The sequence below is a fragment of the Tessaracoccus rhinocerotis genome (assembly GCF_007197885.1).
In the GTDB taxonomy this organism is placed as follows: Bacteria; Actinomycetota; Actinomycetes; order Propionibacteriales; family Propionibacteriaceae; genus Arachnia; species Arachnia rhinocerotis.
Genome location: NZ_VKKG01000005.1, coordinates 227,381 through 243,867, shown reverse-complemented (window position 1 = coordinate 243,867; position 16,487 = coordinate 227,381). Strand labels below are relative to the sequence as shown.

General features: G+C 68.2%; 20 protein-coding genes and 2 tRNA genes. 12 read left to right on the top strand and 10 right to left on the bottom strand.

Translation table 11 applies throughout. The features are described from left to right. The first annotated feature begins 27 nt into the window (after positions 1-27). From FOJ82_RS12880 to FOJ82_RS12870, 3 genes are read left to right on the top strand one after another with little or no spacing between them, the layout of a single operon-like run. Positions 28-243 carry a hypothetical protein gene (locus tag FOJ82_RS12880; protein ID WP_143938886.1) on the top strand — a complete coding sequence of 72 codons (216 nt, stop codon included), beginning with the start codon at positions 28-30 and terminating at the stop codon, positions 241-243. Positions 244-282: 39 nt separating this feature from the next. After that, a complete protein-coding gene (locus FOJ82_RS12875) occupies positions 283-510 on the top strand; it encodes a hypothetical protein (protein ID WP_143938885.1) in 228 nt (75 codons plus the stop codon). Between the two features lie 57 nt (positions 511-567). Beyond that, positions 568-1,692: a DUF998 domain-containing protein gene (locus tag FOJ82_RS12870; protein WP_143938884.1), complete on the top strand. Its 1,125-nt coding sequence runs from the start codon at positions 568-570 to the stop codon at positions 1,690-1,692. Here the strand turns inward: FOJ82_RS12870 and FOJ82_RS12865 are convergent. From FOJ82_RS12865 to FOJ82_RS12825, 9 genes are all read right to left on the bottom strand, one after another. Beyond that, positions 1,639-2,328 carry an N-acetylmannosamine-6-phosphate 2-epimerase gene (locus FOJ82_RS12865; RefSeq protein WP_143938883.1) on the bottom strand — a complete coding sequence of 230 codons (690 nt, stop codon included), beginning with the start codon at positions 2,326-2,328 and terminating at the stop codon, positions 1,639-1,641. The two genes, FOJ82_RS12870 and FOJ82_RS12865, sit on opposite strands and share 54 nt — an antisense overlap. Next, positions 2,325-3,227, bottom strand: a complete 903-nt coding sequence (locus FOJ82_RS12860) for a dihydrodipicolinate synthase family protein (RefSeq protein WP_281279954.1) — start codon at positions 3,225-3,227, stop codon at positions 2,325-2,327. Before FOJ82_RS12860 ends, FOJ82_RS12865 begins: the two co-directional genes overlap by 4 nt. A 19-nt stretch (positions 3,228-3,246) precedes the next feature. Further along, positions 3,247-3,879: an ABC transporter ATP-binding protein gene (locus FOJ82_RS16910; RefSeq protein WP_221933155.1), complete on the bottom strand. Its 633-nt coding sequence runs from the start codon at positions 3,877-3,879 to the stop codon at positions 3,247-3,249. An 81-nt stretch (positions 3,880-3,960) separates the two neighbouring features. Beyond that, complete coding sequence (locus tag FOJ82_RS12850) at positions 3,961-4,377, bottom strand: hypothetical protein (protein ID WP_143938881.1); 417 nt, start codon at positions 4,375-4,377, stop codon at positions 3,961-3,963. Beyond that, positions 4,377-5,279 carry a hypothetical protein gene (locus FOJ82_RS12845; protein ID WP_143938880.1) on the bottom strand — a complete coding sequence of 301 codons (903 nt, stop codon included), beginning with the start codon at positions 5,277-5,279 and terminating at the stop codon, positions 4,377-4,379. The genes FOJ82_RS12850 and FOJ82_RS12845 overlap by 1 nt, the downstream gene beginning before the upstream one ends. Before the next feature lie 262 nt (positions 5,280-5,541). Beyond that, complete coding sequence (locus tag FOJ82_RS12840) at positions 5,542-6,105, bottom strand: HNH endonuclease (protein ID WP_143938879.1); 564 nt, start codon at positions 6,103-6,105, stop codon at positions 5,542-5,544. 353 nt (positions 6,106-6,458) lie between these two features. Then, positions 6,459-6,532 (bottom strand) — tRNA-Ile (locus tag FOJ82_RS12835). A 128-nt stretch (positions 6,533-6,660) separates the two neighbouring features. Then, positions 6,661-6,736: transfer RNA gene (locus FOJ82_RS12830), tRNA-Thr, on the bottom strand. 27 nt (positions 6,737-6,763) lie between these two features. After that, the gene (locus FOJ82_RS12825) at positions 6,764-7,960 is read right to left on the bottom strand and encodes an IS110 family RNA-guided transposase (protein ID WP_143938878.1); all 1,197 of its coding nucleotides are present in this window, start codon (positions 7,958-7,960) and stop codon (positions 6,764-6,766) included. A gap of 503 nt (positions 7,961-8,463) precedes the next feature. On the opposite strand from FOJ82_RS12825, the gene FOJ82_RS12820 reads away from it, so the two are divergent. From FOJ82_RS12820 to gatB, 4 genes are all read left to right on the top strand, one after another. Beyond that, positions 8,464-9,189, top strand: coding sequence for a FadR/GntR family transcriptional regulator (locus FOJ82_RS12820; protein WP_143938877.1), 726 nt, complete (start codon positions 8,464-8,466; stop codon positions 9,187-9,189). Positions 9,190-9,257: 68 nt separating this feature from the next. Next, the gene (gene gatC, locus FOJ82_RS12815; RefSeq protein ID WP_143938876.1) at positions 9,258-9,551 is read left to right on the top strand and encodes an Asp-tRNA(Asn)/Glu-tRNA(Gln) amidotransferase subunit GatC; all 294 of its coding nucleotides are present in this window, start codon (positions 9,258-9,260) and stop codon (positions 9,549-9,551) included. Further along, on the top strand, positions 9,551-11,071 hold the full coding sequence (gatA, locus tag FOJ82_RS12810; RefSeq protein ID WP_143938875.1) for an Asp-tRNA(Asn)/Glu-tRNA(Gln) amidotransferase subunit GatA: 1,521 nt from the start codon (positions 9,551-9,553) through the stop codon (positions 11,069-11,071). Before gatC ends, gatA begins: the two co-directional genes overlap by 1 nt. After that, a complete protein-coding gene (gene gatB, locus FOJ82_RS12805) occupies positions 11,068-12,558 on the top strand; it encodes an Asp-tRNA(Asn)/Glu-tRNA(Gln) amidotransferase subunit GatB (RefSeq protein WP_143938874.1) in 1,491 nt (496 codons plus the stop codon). The genes gatA and gatB overlap by 4 nt, the downstream gene beginning before the upstream one ends. A 3-nt stretch (positions 12,559-12,561) precedes the next feature. Here gatB and FOJ82_RS12800 read toward each other — a convergent pair whose 3' ends face one another. After that, positions 12,562-13,173, bottom strand: a complete 612-nt coding sequence (locus FOJ82_RS12800; protein ID WP_143938873.1) for a maleylpyruvate isomerase family mycothiol-dependent enzyme — start codon at positions 13,171-13,173, stop codon at positions 12,562-12,564. A gap of 32 nt (positions 13,174-13,205) precedes the next feature. Here FOJ82_RS12800 and hisI point away from each other — a divergent pair, with 32 nt between their 5' ends. From hisI to trpC, 5 genes are read left to right on the top strand one after another with little or no spacing between them, the layout of a single operon-like run. Beyond that, positions 13,206-13,553: a phosphoribosyl-AMP cyclohydrolase gene (hisI, locus tag FOJ82_RS12795; RefSeq protein WP_246099876.1), complete on the top strand. Its 348-nt coding sequence runs from the start codon at positions 13,206-13,208 to the stop codon at positions 13,551-13,553. Further along, positions 13,550-15,040 carry an anthranilate synthase component I gene (locus tag FOJ82_RS12790; protein ID WP_143938871.1) on the top strand — a complete coding sequence of 497 codons (1,491 nt, stop codon included), beginning with the start codon at positions 13,550-13,552 and terminating at the stop codon, positions 15,038-15,040. The genes hisI and FOJ82_RS12790 overlap by 4 nt, the downstream gene beginning before the upstream one ends. Continuing rightward, entirely contained in the window at positions 15,037-15,456 is a 420-nt protein-coding gene (locus FOJ82_RS12785; protein ID WP_143938870.1) for a hypothetical protein, read from the top strand. Before FOJ82_RS12790 ends, FOJ82_RS12785 begins: the two co-directional genes overlap by 4 nt. 39 nt (positions 15,457-15,495) lie before the next feature. Beyond that, complete coding sequence (locus tag FOJ82_RS16290) at positions 15,496-15,702, top strand: HGxxPAAW family protein (protein ID WP_185975785.1); 207 nt, start codon at positions 15,496-15,498, stop codon at positions 15,700-15,702. Then, positions 15,702-16,481 (top strand): indole-3-glycerol phosphate synthase TrpC, encoded by a 780-nt coding sequence (gene trpC, locus FOJ82_RS12775; protein WP_143938869.1) that lies wholly within the window; start codon positions 15,702-15,704, stop codon positions 16,479-16,481. The genes FOJ82_RS16290 and trpC overlap by 1 nt, the downstream gene beginning before the upstream one ends. Positions 16,482-16,487 lie beyond the last annotated feature (6 nt).

Sequence of the window (16,487 nt, the reverse complement as noted above, 5' to 3'; positions counted from 1 at the left end):
GTACATCGAGATGATCGGAGGGACGAAATGCTCAACATCACCACCCGTACCCGCGCGAAGGCCCGCCCCGCGCAACTGACGATCACGACGCTCGACGACGTCGACGCCGCCCGCGAGGCGATCCTCGCGGAACTGGGAACAACCGAGGCGCAGCTGCGCCAGACACGACAGGTTCGTAGTGCCACCGAGTTGCGTGCACTGCGTCGCCTCGACGGCCTGGTGTGGGCCGAACGGGGAATCTGAGTCGAAGGACTCCGGTCCGTGGCTCGCTAGGATGGACGCGTGCGCGTCTTCTCCGACCTGAACCTGAACGGCTCCAGCCCCATGCGGGCCCAGCCGAAGGTGGGTGAGTGGGGCCCCGAACAGGTGCCCGGCACGCGCTGGAAGAAATGGCAGCGCGTCCTCGTGCCCGTCATCGCGGTCGCACTCGCCGTCGGTGTGTTCTTCCTGGCGCGCATGTTCTACCTGATGCTCACCCAGCCGCAGGCCATGGCGGCCGCGCTCGGGTGAGCCCCGCTGCACCGGGCCCCGGCTTGCGTCCCGCCGCGACGTTGAAAGAATGGGCCCATGACCCTGCCCGTCGCGCGTGACTCGAGGCGCGAGAACCTCAGCCTCCTCCTGGGTGGGATCGGCATGCTCATCGGAGGCCTCGTCGGCATCTTCGTGCTGGGCCCCGAGTCCCGACTGTTCGGCCGCGGTTCCGTCGGCGAGGTGGCCGCCGCGACGGCGCTGCCCGTGTCCGCCCTCGCCTTCGGATTCGCCATGAACTTCGTCATGGCAAGGGTGCGTCCCTGGCTGCGCCAGTTGCCCAAGTTCCGACAGGTGTACAGCATCCTGGGTCTCGCGCTGGTGCACGGCGCGCTCGCCACCCTGGTCACCGTCGGGCTGTTCTCCGTGTTCAACGAGGCCTTCCGCGGGGTCCTGCTCGACAACTGGGTGGGTGCGTTCATGGTGGGAGTGGTCTGCGGCATCTCCGCCTACGCCACGGCGGCCAGCGCCACGGCCCTCACCACCGAGTCGCTCTCGCAGCTGGTCGCTGTGTTCCTCGTCGTGGGTGCGCTCGCGAGCGCGCTCAACGCGTCGAACGAGTTGTGGTGGCAGGTTCACTTCTCCGCGCTCGGGGCCACCCTCGACGCATCCGGGATCGTGTTCAACTTCACCCTCATCCTCACGGGCGTCGTCCTGATCACGCTGGCAGACTTCCTCACGCATGACCTGAGGACCTGGGCGGAGCGGGTGGGGGAGCGTCGCTGGAAGGTCGGGGCCATCCGGTTGTCGCTGATCGCGATGGGGCTGTGCCTCGCGGGGATCGGGAGCTTTCCGGTGACCTTCTCCCGCTTCGGCCACAACTTCTTCACCTATTCCCTGATGTACGTCTTCGCCGCGACCCTGGTGGCGGTGCCGATCCTGTTCCGACGCTTGCCGGGTGGTTTCATCGGCGTCACCGTCGTGACCATTGTCCTGACCGTGACGTTCGTCTACCTGCGCAACGGCATCGACTACCTCAACGTCACGGCATTCGAGATCGTCGCCGTCGCACTCGTGTTCGTGTGGCTGCTGCTGTTCGTACGGACGGTCTCCGCCGCGCTGGTGGACCAGCCGCGGCCGCGGCCGGCGGCGGTGCGCGAGTCGGTCTCCTCAGCGGAGCGCGCTGCCCTCGACCGCAGCGGCGAACCAGCCCGTGATGGTTGACGGGTGCGTGATCGCGGTGCCGACGCACACCGAGTGGGCTCCCAGCGCCATCACGGCGGCAGCCTGTTCGACGGTGTGGACGCGTCCCTCGACCACGACGGGTCGGCTGCAGGCAGCGATCACCTCTCGGGCCAGCTCCAGGTCCGGACCCACGGTCTTCTCCCGGTCACCCGAGTAGCCGGCCAGGGTCGTGCCGATGATGTCCGCACCCTCGGCCTCGGCCCGCACACAGTCCTCGAGGGAGCCGCAGTCGGCCATCACGAGCACGTCCGGGTACTCGGCCTTCAGGCCGGCGACGATCTGGGCGAAGGTGGAGCCGTCGGGCCGGGGGCGGCTGGTGGCGTCGATCGCGACGATGTCGGCCCCTGCCTCTGCGCACGCCAGTGCATGCCGCAGCGTGGGCGTGATGTAGACGCCGGTCGTGCCGTCCTTCCAGAGGCCGATCAAGGGAACGTCGAGCACCTTGGCGGTCTCGCGGATGTCGTCGATGCCCTGCACCCGGATGGCGGCCGCACCGCCGACCACGGCGGCCTGCGCCACCTGTGCCATGGTGCGCGGGTCCCGCATCGCCTCGCCGGGATAGGCCTGGCAGGAGACCACGAGACGTCCCTTGAGGGAGGCGAGGTCGACGCTCACTTCAGCAGCCCCGTCCCGACCAGCACCTCGCGCACGGCAGCGACGTCCTCGGCGGGCATGGCCGGGAGCGGCTGCGGCTGTCGGGGTGAGCTGATGAGGCCGAGCAGGTGCATGGCGGTCTTGAAAGCACCGAGACCGGTGGCGTCGCCGCCGCGGCCGCGGGGCTTGAAGACGATCTCGAACTCGGAGTTGATCTGCTCCTGGAGCGAGACCGCGGTGGCCCAGTCCCCGCTCGTCGCGGCGTCCCAGAGGCGTCGGTACGAGACCGGGTCCACGTTCGCGAAGCCGGGGACCATGCCGTCACATCCCATCAGCACGACGGCGTCGTTGACCATCTCGTGGCCGGTGAACAGCTTCAGCGGTGATCCTGCGGCCTTGTTCTGGGCCACCAGACGGCGGTAGCCGACGTCGTCGCCGGAGGAGTCCTTCACTCCAGCGATGACGCCCTCGGTGCCCAGCTGCACGAGCATCTCCGGTGCGAGTTTCACGCCGCCCAGTCGGACCGGGACGTCGTAGGCGAACACCGGGACGTCGACACCCGCAGCGACGAGGCGGAAGTGGTCGGCGATCTCCGGGCCGTTGTTGAGCGCGTAGAACGGGGCGGTCACGACGATGCCGTCGGCACCGGCGGCGACGGCGCGTCGGCCCTGCTCGACCACGCGGGCCGCCGTCATGTCCATGCAGCCGACCAGGAGCGGCACGCGGCCGGCGGCGCGCTCGGCGATCCGGGTGATCACCTGCACCCGCTGCTCGTCGGTGAGGTATGCCACCTCGCCAGTGGAGCCGAGGACGAACAACCCGTGCATCCCACCGTCGATGAGGTGGTCCACGACGTTGCCCAGTGAGTCGAAGTCGATGCTCCCGTCCTCGTGGAGGGGGGTCACGACGGGCGGGTAGATGCCCTGGAAGGTGGGGCGTTCATGCGTTCTGCTCCTGGAGTAGCGACGGAACTGCGGACAGCAGTTTCTTGGTGTAGGGATCCTTGGGGGAGTTGAAGATCTCGTCCGTCGGGGCGAGTTCGACGACCTTGCCGAAGTACATGACGGCGATCCGGTCCGAGATGAAGCGGACCGTGTTGATGTCGTGGGAGATGAAAACCAGGCCGAGGCCCAGGCGCTCCTTGAGGTCCATCAGGAGGTTCAGCACCTGGGCGCGGACGGACACGTCCAGAGCGGACGTGGGTTCGTCGGCGATGATCACGTCCGGCTCGAGCGTCAGGGCACGGGCGAAGTCGAACTCGCGGGCCTGGATCGTCGCGTACGACCGGTCACCGTTCTTGCTGACGCCGCTGATGGACACCTCAGCGACCGGTTCTGTCGCCTGCGAGCAGTAGCACAGCGGGTCGGGGGTGGTGCAGCACCGAATCCCCTCGTCGTAGATGAACTTCACCTCGACGGTAGCCGGGTCGAACTGAACCGGCGAGACCGTCTCCTTCGCAGGCCCGTAGCCGCCGTAGCGGCGCGTCAAGTCGTTGATGTAGGTGTCCCGCTCGAGCCGCGCGGCCGTCAACCGGCCAGCACCCCACACCCGCAGCGCGTCCTCGTACTGCATCTGCTGCCCCTCCACCTTCGCGTCGACGACTCGTTCGGAGGTGACGTGTGCGGCACAGACGACAAAGCCGCGGGGCGAAGTTCACACGGTCGCCCGTTTGCCGACCCACCACGATGCCGTCGCCGCCAACGCGGCCACAGCCAGTAGCGGAGCGACCCACACACCCGCCTCGGTGACGAACCAGGCGCTGTTCGAGTCGTAGCCGAACAACGCGAGCAGCGTGGCCGCAACGACCCCGGGCACCGCCACCCAGCCCCGGACGCGTCCACGGACGAGCCCCACCACCAGCCCTGCAGCCATGACAAACCCGCCAGCCATGCAGATGATCGGCACGACGTTGAAGTAGGCGATGAGCAGGAAGTCGTACCAGGGACCGTTCGTGATCTTGTTGCCGCCCTCAACGCTCCACGTCGTCGCATACGTGGGCAGGAACATGATCACGACAGCGGCAGCAGTGACAACGAGACCGGCGACTGCGAGCAGTTTCTTCACAGCCATCACCTCAGCATGAAATGGGTATTGCTGGCGACGACCCCCGAGTTCAGGACGACGGCCTGCTTACCCGCGTAGGTGTAGTGAACGATGTTGTGCCCATCCTTCGATTTGCCGTAGGCGACGACGGCGTGGGGGATGGACTTACCGTTGACGTAGGCGTCCGGCAGGCTCCCGAAGAGGATGACTGGACGTCCTGCGTTCAGTGCTGAGTTCACATTCGTGCTCGCCCAGTTGTACCAAGCCTGCGAAGCAACCTTCTGACGTGTCAACGCGTGGTAGCCGATGCCATCTGCGACCGGCAGCCCCCAGGACGCCATTGAGCGCCCGTTCCGGATCAGGTCAGCGAAGTCGGCCCCGGAGACAGCCTTGATGTTCGTACCCGTACGGTGCGCTGCCGGGATCAAGACCTTGCCGGAACGGGCGTGCCAGTAACGCATGACAATCGTCGCTGCCACCCATCCGCAGCGTCCCTCGGCGGCAGTGTTGTGGAGGACTGTGCAGCCGGTGATGTAGCCGTAGGAGGGGATCCGGAACTGGACGTTCGTTCCGACCGGGGGCGGCACAGCGGTGATGCCCACACGCGAACGATTTTGTAGCGAGTAGACGTCCGCGGTGGCTGCCAGTGCGCCAATCTGGTCGGTGACCTCACCGATTCGATTCACACTCAGTTCCTCGCGGGGTGCGCCGTTGAGCGCATTCATTGCCTGTCCGTTGGGCATAGCAACGACGTACTCGCCTGGGCCGAGGTATGTCGCGTCCTGCCCTTCAAACCCTCGGAGCGGGCTCGTTGCATCGTCGGAGTACTCGATCATGGCTTGGGACGCCGCGTCGACCAGCACGTAGCCTGAGCGGGACAGCTCCCATAGCTCCAGCTGCGACTTTGGCCCAGAGATCAGTTCCCTCACAGTGAAGGGCGAGCCGGCGCGTTGTGGCCGCCTAGCATCGTTCCTGCACCAGCCAAGCCTGCAGCAACCAAGAGCTGCCGTCTCGAGATCATCATTGACCCTCTCTCCGTCGGTGTCATTGTGACCAGCCCGACTAGACGCAGTGTGCACCTTCGGATGGGGGTTGCGTGGGGATACCAACAAACCGCCCCTTGTCGATCTACGCCGCCACCTCGGCGTCGAACCGTGCACGTCTGCTCGGCGCCGAGGCGCGCCCCTTCAATCACCCGTCTTGCAGGATCCGCCACACTTCGGCCTGGACGCCGGCGTACTCGCTGGTGGACACCCTGGGGTCCCACAGCAGCTTCATGCCCGCCTCGGGGGGGGGGGTCCGGTCAGCCTTCGTCCCGTTGCAGCTGCTGCACGCGGCAACCAGGTTCCCCCACGTCCATCCGCCTCCGCGGGATGCGGGCAGGAGGTGGTCGACGGTGTTTCCGAACCCGCCGCAGAAGCAGCAAGTCCAGCCGTCACGGCGGAGAACGTCCAACCGTGCCACCTTCGTTGCAAGGTCGGGGGCGCGCCTGAACGGGATGTCGACCCAGTAGTTCAGGCGGACGATGACCGGCCAGGCGATGTCGATCCCGCCAGCGGAACGGATCCGTTTGGTGGGGTGGACCTTGAACTCGGTGTACGTGCCGTCGAGGAGACCGATCGTGGCGTCCTGCCACCCGATCTCATGCTTCACGTCGTAGTCGAGGCCGATGACGAACGTGGTCCGGGTGTGGTCGGCTACCTGCTCTGCGGCGATGTGCCGGTGCGGGCGCTGCTTCGTGCGGTTCGTGGACATGTCCGTTCCACCCCTCCATTCTGGGTTCGACGTGTGGGTGTTCGGCACTCGAGGCCACGGACTCAGGCTGGGTGTTGCAGGATGCGGCACATCCGGGACGCCGGGACCACACAAGGGGCACCGTGACGCATCGCACAGCAGCGCCGGGGGTAGCGTGCCCGCAGCCGCTGCAGTGAATGCGTCGTGTTGGTGTTGTGTCCGTCGCCGGGGCACGTGCCGGCTGTGCCGCTTCCAGCCGTCGCCGACTGGTCCCGTCCTTCCTGGGACGCTAACCCCGGGATGGTCCTGCACGGGCGGGAAGCTACCTCTCCGAGAACGACCCGTCCGGGTCACTACTTCCCTGCTCGGCTGCGTCGGGATGGCCGGATTTGAACCGGAATCTGCTGCGTATCAGGCAGCTGCTCTGACCTGGTTGAGCTACATCCCGTCGGCTGTTATCCGATGCAGGCGCAGTCGCCGGAGTTGGCGCGCAGCGTGAAGCATCCCAGGCACAGCGTCTCTGGTTGTCTCGTGTCAGCCATCAAAGGCCTCCTTTCATGTGTGTGGGTGTGGTGTTGGAGCCGGGGACCGGATTCGAACCGTCTCCCTCCCGCGTACGAAACGGGTGAACCTCCGAAGGTTCTTCCCCGGCAAAGGGGGGGTGTCCCTATGGTGTCTGTCAAGCCGCGACGGCAGGTCTTGGTTGGTAGTAGGTCCCGTTGCGGAGCATGGCGTGGAGGACATCGACGCGTCGTCGGGCTAGGCAGATGATCGCGGCGTTGTGTTTCTTCCCAGCGGCGCGTTTCCGGTCGTAGTAGGCGCGGGAGTCGGGGTCGTGGAGGGCTGCGAAAGCGGAGAGGAATAGGGCCCGTTTGAGGTGTTTGTTCCCTGCTCGTGAGGGGTGTTCGCCTCGGATGCTGCTGCCAGATCTGCGGGTGACAGGGGCCAGGCCGGCGTAGGCGGCCAGGTGTCCTGCGGTGGGGAATGCTGTGGCGTCACCGACGTCGAGGAGGAGTCTGGCTGCGGTCCTGATGCCGACTCCGGGCATTGACATCAGGAGCTGGGAAAGAGGGTGGGCATCGAGGGCCTCCTCAACCTGTTTCGCGGCTGCAGCGCGTTGGGCCAGGAGTCCTTGGAGTTGGGCAGCCAGTTGGGGCAACACCAGCTCGGCGGCGCGGGTGCCAGGAACAACTACGGTCTGCTCGGTCAGGGCTTTGATGATCGCGTCGACGAGCCGGGTGTGCATTCGGGGCGCCAACGGTTTCGTCGTGGTGGTCAGGCGTCGCCTGCCCGCGGCAGCGAGGCCTGTCGGGCCGGCGAACTTTGCCAACAGGGCGAGGACCGCGGGGTGGCCGATGTTGGCGCCGATGGCGCGTTCGAGGGCGGGATGGATCTGGGTGAGCATGCCGCGGATCCGGTTCGAGACGCGGTTGACTTCGCTGGCCAGCTCGTCGTCGAACCCAACGATCACAGCCAAGTCGGCGATGAGGTCATCGCCGCCGCCGACGCGTCGCAGCGCGTGGGGCATGGTGCGGCCGGCCTCAGCGATGATGAACGCCTCACGGGCGTCGGTTTTCGCGTTGCCCGGGTGGAGATCAGCGATGCGGCGCATCGCCAGCCCGGGCAGATAGGCGACCTCGATACCCATCGCTCGAGCGACGGTCACAGGCAGTGCCCCGATCGTGGCGGGCTGGTCCACGATCACCAACACCGACCCATGGACGGTGAGCTTGTCGAACACCTCGCGCAGGGCAGCCTCGTCTTGGGGCAGGGCCTTGTCATGCAGACGTCTCCCGGCGCTGTTGAGCGCGGTGGCATGGTGGTGTTCCTTGCCTACATCGAGGCCGACGAATACGTCGAACCGGTCTTGGTCCATGACAGTCCTCCTTAGGACCTAATTCTGGTCACCAAGTCGGGCGAAGATCGTCGGCACCCACGTTACGAAGAGACCACGCTGTCGATGCAGCGGGCCGTGTCCCTATCAGCGATCAACCCACGCCACCAGAACCCGGTGACAACACCCCCCGGATCATCTATGACAGGGGCAGTAAGTCATGCCGGGCCTGGTGACCAGAACCCCGACCATCGGGGCTACCTAGAAGGTAACGGGTGGCGCCCGCGGTCGGGTCCTGCTCAGGGGTGCCGCACGCGGCCAGGGTTGCCGTGAGGCCGGCGGCGGACGTTGTGGCACCGAGCAGCTTGACGAAAGAGCGACGCGAAAGTGCGCTGGCTTCGGTCGGGAGGTTCATCCTTGGATCTCCCCTGATGATCAGATGTCTGATGACTGATGTCAGGTATGCACTAGGGTTGAGTAACTGTGCAAGGGATGGACGTCCTATCCTGCGTGAACGTGACCCAATCGATACACATGGAGGTGTGATGGCCGCAAATGGCCAGCGTGCGGTCGTCAGGAATGGTAGTTCCCTGGCAAGTACCGCCGCCAAGCAGATCAAGGCGCTCATACTGTCCAACGGGCTCCACCCGGGCGACGCCCTGCCGAGCGAGTCGGAACTGTGCGAGCGGTTGAACGTCTCGCGCTCGTCCGTGCGCGAGGCCATCAGGACGCTCACCACGCTCGAGATCGTCGACGTGCAGCACGGCCGGGGCACCTTCGTGGGCGCCATGACCCTGCAGCCCCTCGTCGAGACGCTCGCATTTCGGTCCGTCATCAGCCCCGGCGACGACTTCCGGGCACTGCGCGAGGTGGTGGACGTGCGGGTGGGTATGGACCAAGCGTTCGCGAACCGCGTCGTGGCCCACTTCGCAGGCAGGCGCGACGACCGGCTCCACGAACTCGTGGACGAGATGGCCCGCCGCGCCGCGGTCGAGGAGGACTTCGAGGCCGCGGACAGGGAGTTCCACACCCGCCTGCTGCGCGAGACCGGCCTGGAGATGGCGGCGCAACTGGTGGCGGCCTTCTGGGACGTGCACACAGCGGTGAAGCCCCAGCTCGAGATCCCGACGCCCGAAGACATCAATGTCACGGCCGAGGCGCACGGGGACATCCTGCGAGCGGCGGAGGCGGGCGACGCGGAGGCCTACCGGGCCGCCGTGACCAAGCACTACGAGCCGATCCTGCGCGGGCTCAGCAAGGCCGCACGCTGAGCCGCTTTCCCTGAGGATGCCCGGGAGCCCTAGGATGGGCGGACCCAACCTTGCTAAGGAGATCGACCGTGGCGTTGACCCCAGAGGAGGTCGCCCGGCTCGCAGGTCTCGCGCGCATCCAGCTCACGGAGCAGGAGTGCGCGGAGCTTGCCCCCGAGCTGGACGTGATCCTGACCTCAGTCCACCAGGTGGCCGAAGTGGCAGGCCCGGACGTGCCGCTGATGACGCACGCCATGCCACTGGTCAACGTCACCCGGGAGGACGTCGTGCGACGGTCCCTCACGCCGGCCGAGGCGCTCTCCGGGGCGCCTGCAGTCGAGGAGGGACGCTTCCGTGTCCCCCAGATCCTGAGCGAGGACTGATGAGCGACGCACACCTGTTGACCCGCCCCGCCCACGAACTGGGCGCCCTGCTGACCTCCGGCGAGGTCGGCGCCGCTGAACTGACCCAACTTCACCTGGACCAGATCGAGGCGCTCAACCCCACCCTCAACGCGTTCCTGCACGTCGACGCCGACGGTGCGATGGAGACCGCGCGCTCCATCGACGCCGCACGCGCCTCCGGAGCCGAACTCGGGCCGCTGGCCGGGGTCCCGATCGCCGTCAAGGACAACTTCTGCACCCTGGGCCAGCCCACGACCTGCGGCTCCCGGATGCTCGAGGACTGGGTGCCGCCCTACGACGCCACCGTGGTGACTCGGCTGCGGGCCGCGGGTCTGGTGATCCTCGGCAAGACCAACATGGACGAGTTCGCGATGGGCTCGTCCACCGAGACCTCCGCCTTCGGGCCCACGCGCAACCCCTGGGACACCGACCGGATCCCGGGCGGATCCGGCGGCGGTTCCTCCGCAGCGGTGGCCGCCTTCATGGCCCCGCTGGCCGTGGGCTCCGACACCGGTGGCTCCATCCGCCAGCCCGGCTCGGTGACCGGCACCGTCGGCGTCAAGCCCACCTACGGCGGGGTCTCGCGGTACGGAGTGGTCGCCATGGCCTCCAGCCTGGACCAGCCCGGCCCGGTGACCCGCACCACCCTCGACGCGGCCCTGCTGCACGAGGTGATGGGCGGCCACGACCCGCACGACTCCACCTCGATCGCCCAGCCGCTGCCCGCCCTGTCCGAGGCCGCACGCCGCGGTGACGTGGCCGGCATGCGCGTCGGCGTCGTGAAGGAGTTCGGCGGCGAGGGCTTCGAGGCCGACGTCGAGGCCCGGTTCCACGAGGCAGTCGAGTTGCTGCGCGGAGCCGGTGCGGAGGTCGTCGAGGTCTCCTGCCCGAACTTCCTGTACGCGCTGAGTGCCTACTACCTGATCATGCCCTCTGAGCTGTCCAGCAACCTCGCCCGCTTCGATGCCATGCGCTACGGACTGCGGGTCGGCGACGACGGCACCCGCGGCGTCGAGGAGGTCATGTCGATGACCCGCGGCGAGGGGTTCGGACGCGAGGCGAAGCGTCGACTCATCATCGGGACCTACGCGCTCTCCAGCGGCTACCAGGACCAGTACTACGGGTCCGCCCAGAAGGTGCGCACGCTCGTGGCACGGGACTTCGAGGCCGCGTTCGCGCAGTGCGACGTGCTGGTCTCGCCCACCACGCCCACCGTCGCGTTCCGCATCGGCGAGCGCATGAGCGACCCGATGTCGATGTACAAGGCGGACCTGTGCACGATCCCGTCCAACCTCGCGGGCAACGCCTCCGCGTCGTTCCCCGTGGGGCTGTCCTCCGACGGCCTGCCGGTGGGCATCCAGGTGATCGCGCCCCCGATGGCAGACGACCGTCTGTACCGGGTGGGCGGTTTCCTCGAGGCGACGCTCGAAAAGCAGTGGGACGGCCCAATCCTGGACCGGATGGTCCCACTGGCCGGAACGAAGGTGGTGGCCCGATGAACGACGAGATCCTGGACTTCGACGAGGTGCTCGAGAGCTACGAGCCGGCGCTGGGACTGGAGGTCCACGTCGAGCTCAACACGGCGTCAAAGATGTTCTGCGGCTGTTCCACGGCATTCGGCGACGAGCCGAACTCCAACACCTGCCCGGTCTGCCTCGGGCTGCCGGGGGCGCTGCCCGTCGTGAACCGCAAGGCGGTCGAGAGCGCCATCCGGATCGGTCTGGCCCTCAACTGCCAGATCGCGCCCTGGGGCCGGTTCGCCCGGAAGAACTACTTCTACCCGGACATGACGAAGAACTTCCAGACGTCCCAGTACGACGAGCCGATCGCGCACGACGGCTGGGTGGAGATCGACGTCGAGGGGGAGACGTTCCGCGTCGAGATCGAGCGCGCGCACATGGAGGAGGACGCCGGCAAGCTCACCCACGCCGGCAGCAGCGGCCGCATCCACGGAGCCGAGTACTCCCTGATCGACTACAACCGCGCCGGCACGCCGCTCATCGAGATCGTCAGCCGCCCGGTGCTCGGCGCCGGCGCCAAGGCACCCGCCGTGGCCCGCGCCTACGTCGCCCACCTGCGCGAGATGATGCGCGCCCTCGACGTCTCGGACGTCCGGATGGAGCAGGGATCACTGCGCTGTGACGCGAACCTCTCCCTGGCACCCATCGGCTCGACGACGCTCGGCACCCGTACCGAGACCAAGAACGTGAACTCCCTGCGCTCCGTCGAGCGTGCCGTCACTTTCGAGATGCGGCGGCAGGCCGCCGTCCTCGCTGGTGGGGGCAGCGTCGTGCAGGAGACCCGTCACTTCGACGAGGCGACCGGCACCACCCGCTCCGGCCGACCCAAGTCCGACGCCGACGACTACCGCTACTTCGCGGAGCCGGACCTCGTGCCCGTGGCGCCCTCGGCGCAGTGGGTCGAGGAGCTGCGCGCCACCCTGCCCGAGCCGCCGGCGGAGCGCCGCAGGCGCCTGGCCAGCGAGTGGGGCTTCGACGAGATCGCCATGACGACGCTGGTCAACCTCGGGGCGCTGGGCCTGGTGGAAGACACCGTCGCGGCGGGCGCCTCGCCGCAGGCCGCTCGCAAGTGGTGGGGCACCGAACTCGCCCGTCGGTCCAACGAGGCGGGCATCGGCGTCGACGAGCTCACCATCACCCCGGCCCAGGTGGCCGAGGTGCAACGCATGGTCGACGAGGGCAAGCTGACCGACAAGCTCGCCCGTCAGGTCTTCGACGGCGTGCTCGCGGGCGAGGGCGACCCTGCGGAGGTGGTGGCCTCCCGTGGGCTCGAGGTGGTCTCCGACGACGGTGCGCTGGCCGCTGCGGTCGACGACGTGATCGCCGCGAACCCCGACGTGGCCGACAAGATCCGCGACGGCAAGCACCAGGCCGCCGGCGCACTCATCGGCCAGGTCATGAAGGCCATGCGGGGCTCCGCGGACGCCGCCCGGGTCCGCGAACTGATCATGGAGAGGCTGGCCTAGGGCTCAGAGTCCCTTGACCGACGCCTTGAGCGCCTCGATGGTCTCCGCCTCGCCGGTGAACTCGACGTCGGCGTGCTCCACTCGCCCGGCGCAGAAGTAGAGGATCTCCGACGGCGTGCCGGTCAGGTGGACGGGCCGGTCGCCGGTTCCGTGGGCAAAGCTGCCGCCGATGCTCGGCGTGACCACGAGCCGGCCGCCGAAGCCCTTGGCCACGTTCTTGGCGAACATCCGCGTCGTCGGCAGCAGCGTGCGCTCGTCGGCCTCGCTCAACTCGACCTCCAACCCATTGGGGCGGGCGACGTCGAGGTGGTGGATGGTGTACTCCGACGCGTTCGGGTAGGACATCAGCAGCCTGACAGGCAGCGGCGGCCGGCGCAGCCCGGCCACCAGCGCGTCGAATCCCATGGCATGCATGGTCTCCCGCTGCAGTCGCTCGGTGTGGCCCGCGAACCGCTGCAGCGCGATGCCCGGCAGCGCGTCGACCCGGCGGTCGCGGATCCACAGGTGGGCGGCGAGGTCCTGGGCCTGCCAGCCCTCGCAGTTGGTGGGTGCGAGGGCACCCACCTGCTCGAAGGTGTCACAGATGGCTTGGCGCATGCGGTGGGCGAGACTCATGGTCCCCAGCCTATTCGGGCATGATTGCAGACATGGAATCCACCTTCGACGTCGAACTCAAGCTCGGCCGCGACGGGCTCGTACCCGCCGTCGCGCAGGACGCCACCTCCGGCGAGGTGCTCATGCTCGCCTGGATGGACGCCGAGGCACTCGAGCGCACCCTCACCACGCGACGAGCCACCTACTGGTCGCGCAGCCGCGGCGAGTACTGGGTCAAGGGGGAGACCTCCGGACACACCCAGGAGGTGGTCTCGGTGGCGATCGACTGCGACAACGACACCATCCTGCTGAAGGTGAACCAGACCGGCGCCGCGTGCCACACGGGCAACCGGACCTGCTTCTTCACCGAGCTGACCGGAGCGGCCGGTGAGCAGGCATGAACATCAGCCCGGACCTGGAGCAGTTCCGCGCGCTCGCCGACGGCCGCCGGGTCATCTCGGTGCACGCTCGGATCGTCGCCGACGACGTCACCCCGATCGCGCTCTACCGTGCACTGTGCGGTGAGCGCACCAACACCTTCCTGTTCGAGTCCGCGGAGGCCGGCGTCTGGTCGCGCTACTCGTTCATCGGGGTCCGGACCGCCGCCACCCTGACCGAGACCGACGGGCGGGCCAGGTGGGTCGGCCGGGAGCTGGTCGGCGTCGGTGACGGGGACCCCCTCGCCGTGCTCGCCGAGACGCTCCGCGAACTCGCCACGCCCGCCACCCCGGGGCTGCCGCCGTTCCACGCAGGCATGGTCGGCTACCTCGGCTACGACGTCGTGCGCCGCCTCGAGAAGCTGCCGGACACCAACCCCGATGACCTGGACGTGCCCGAGCTGGTGATGATGCTCACCTCGGAGCTGGCCGTCTTCGACCACCACACCTCCGAGGTGTGGCTGATCGCGAACGCCATCAACTTCGACGGGGGGCCGGACGGTATCGACCGTGCCCACGCCGATGCCGTCGCGGCCGTCGAGGCGATGGCCGAAACGCTGCGCCGGCCCCGGGAGGCGCTGCACCCCATCGCGTCCGAACCGGTCGAACTCGAGGTGCGTCGCCAGCGCAGCAGCGAGGAGTTCCGGGGCGCCGTCGTGGACGCGATCGAGGAGATCAAGGCCGGTGAGGCCTTCCAGGTGGTGGTCTCCCAGCGCTTCGACGTCCCCTCCTCGGCCGATGCGCTCGACGTCTACCGGAGCCTTCGCCTGACCAATCCCAGCCCCTACCTGTACCTGCTGCGGCTGGACGGTTTCGACATCGTCGGCTCCAGCCCCGAGGCGTTGGTGACGGTCACCGACGGCGTCGCCACGACCCGACCCATCGCCGGCTCACGGCCCCGCGGCCGCACCGACGCCGAGGACCAGGCACTCGCAGCAGAGTTGCTGGCCGACCCGAAGGAGAAGGCCGAGCACCTGATGCTGGTCGACCTCGGCCGCAACGACCTGGGCCGCATCAGCAAGCCGGGCTCGGTAACCGTGCACGAGTTCATGAACATCCACCGCTACAGCCACATCATGCACCTGGAGGCGGCGGTCAGCGGTGAACTGGCGGAGGAGAGGACCGCCCTCGAGGCCACGCTCGCCTGCTTCCCGGCGGGCACCCTGTCGGGGGCGCCCAAGGTGCGAGCGATGGAGATCATCGACCGCCTCGAGGTGTCGAGGCGCGGCCTCTACGGCGGCGTGGTCGGGTACTTCGACTTCGCCGGGAACTCTGACGTCGCGATCGCGATCCGGACTGCGCTGCTGAAGCACGGCACCGCGCACGTGCAGGCGGGCGCCGGGATCGTGGCGGACTCCGTGCCGGAGACCGAGGACGCCGAGTGCAGCCACAAGGCGGCGGCCGTGATCGCCGCCCTGGGGCGCGCCGCCGCCACAGGAGCGGCCCAGTGAGGCGTCCCATCGTGCTGGCGATCCTGGCCACCGGTGCCCTTGGGCTGGTGATCGGCGCCAACCTCCTGGGAGCCGGCGGGGGAGTGGCACTCGGCTGGGCCGCCGCGGCCGGTGCCTTCCTGATGCTCATGCTCCGTGGCCCGGGCCTGCGGGCGATGGGCATTCTGCTCGTGCTGCTCGGCCTCGGAGCGGGGGTGTTGGCGGTGCTCACCGGCGGCACCGGATGGTTCCTGCTGGCCCCGGCGGCCCTGCTGGTGCTGGGCGGTGGAGCCGCTGCCCGCTGGGGTCCCGGCTGGCCGACGCGCACCGGCAGCGGGCCCCGGGACGCCCCGCGCGACCAGTGGAAGCAGTTCGACGCGGGCGAGGATCCCACCTCCGGTGACACGGACGTGGTCCCGGACGACGATCCACGATAATCTCACCCGGAGGACCCCGAAGGACAGGAAGGCCCAGCCATGGCACGGACCCCGAAGTACTACCACCACGGACGCAGCCCCGCTGCTTGGACCGGCTCCGTCATCGGTGCCGTCGGATTCATCGTCGCCGCCATCGGGTCCGTCCTCGGCCCCAACTGGGTGGTCACCGGCATCGGCGCCGCCATCGTCCTGGTCGCCTGCCTCACCACGATGGTGATGAAGGCCGCGGGTCTCGGCCAGCCCTGATGAGCACCGTCCTCGACTCCATCATCGCGGGCGTCCGCGCGGACCTGGCCGAGCGCAAGGCCGCCAAGCCCATGTTCTTCGTGGAGCGCGAGGCAGTCGAGGCCGCCGCCGCGATCTCGCCCATGGAACGGTTCCGCGCCCCCGGTCTGGCCGTGATCGCCGAGGTCAAGCGCCGCTCGCCGTCCAAGGGTGACCTGGCCGACATCGTCGACCCGGCAGCGCTGGCCGGCGCCTATGCGGAGGGCGGCGCCGCCGCCATCTCCGTGCTCACCGAGCGGCACCGCTTCAACGGCACCCTCGCCGACCTCGACGCAGTGCGCGCCCGCGTCGACGTCCCCGTCCTTCGCAAGGACTTCATGGTGGACGAGTACCAGTTCTTCGAGGCCCGCGCGCACGGGGCCGACATCGTCCTGCTGATCGTGGCGGCCCTCGACGACAGCGAGCTCGGACGGTTCCTCCACCTCTCGAAGGAGTTGGGCATGACCGCTCTCGTGGAGACCCACACAGCCGAGGAGGTGGACCGGGCGCTCGCGGTCGGGGCGGAGCTCATCGGAGTCAACAACCGCAACCTCAAGACGCTCGACGTCGACCTCGCGACCTTCGGCCTGCTGGCCGACCGCATCGGCGAGGACGCGGTGAAGGTCGCCGAGTCTGGCATTCTTTCTCCTGCGGACGCCGCGCGCGTCGCCTCCGAGGGGGCAGACGTCGTGTTGGTGGGTGAGGCACTCGTGAAGCACGGGTCGCCCACCGAGGCGGTCGCGGAGATGATCAAGGGGTAACACGCG

What these genes read in the sequence shown, in the direction of transcription:
- FOJ82_RS12880 (WP_143938886.1), top strand. Translation starts at nt 28, where the DNA reads ATGCTCAACATCACCACCCGTACCCGCGCGAAGGCCCGCCCCGCGCAA.
- FOJ82_RS12870 (WP_143938884.1), top strand. Translation starts at nt 568, where the DNA reads ATGACCCTGCCCGTCGCGCGTGACTCGAGGCGCGAGAACCTCAGCCTC.
- FOJ82_RS16910 (WP_221933155.1), bottom strand. Translation starts at nt 3,879, where the DNA reads ATGCAGTACGAGGACGCGCTGCGGGTGTGGGGTGCTGGCCGGTTGACG.
- FOJ82_RS12850 (WP_143938881.1), bottom strand. Translation starts at nt 4,377, where the DNA reads ATGGCTGTGAAGAAACTGCTCGCAGTCGCCGGTCTCGTTGTCACTGCT.
- FOJ82_RS12840 (WP_143938879.1), bottom strand. Translation starts at nt 6,105, where the DNA reads ATGTCCACGAACCGCACGAAGCAGCGCCCGCACCGGCACATCGCCGCA.
- FOJ82_RS12825 (WP_143938878.1), bottom strand. Translation starts at nt 7,960, where the DNA reads ATGGACCAAGACCGGTTCGACGTATTCGTCGGCCTCGATGTAGGCAAG.
- FOJ82_RS12820 (WP_143938877.1), top strand. Translation starts at nt 8,464, where the DNA reads ATGGCCGCAAATGGCCAGCGTGCGGTCGTCAGGAATGGTAGTTCCCTG.
- gatA (WP_143938875.1), top strand. Translation starts at nt 9,551, where the DNA reads ATGAGCGACGCACACCTGTTGACCCGCCCCGCCCACGAACTGGGCGCC.
- gatB (WP_143938874.1), top strand. Translation starts at nt 11,068, where the DNA reads ATGAACGACGAGATCCTGGACTTCGACGAGGTGCTCGAGAGCTACGAG.
- FOJ82_RS12800 (WP_143938873.1), bottom strand. Translation starts at nt 13,173, where the DNA reads ATGAGTCTCGCCCACCGCATGCGCCAAGCCATCTGTGACACCTTCGAG.
- hisI (WP_246099876.1), top strand. Translation starts at nt 13,206, where the DNA reads ATGGAATCCACCTTCGACGTCGAACTCAAGCTCGGCCGCGACGGGCTC.
- FOJ82_RS12790 (WP_143938871.1), top strand. Translation starts at nt 13,550, where the DNA reads ATGAACATCAGCCCGGACCTGGAGCAGTTCCGCGCGCTCGCCGACGGC.
- FOJ82_RS16290 (WP_185975785.1), top strand. Translation starts at nt 15,496, where the DNA reads ATGGCACGGACCCCGAAGTACTACCACCACGGACGCAGCCCCGCTGCT.
- trpC (WP_143938869.1), top strand. Translation starts at nt 15,702, where the DNA reads ATGAGCACCGTCCTCGACTCCATCATCGCGGGCGTCCGCGCGGACCTG.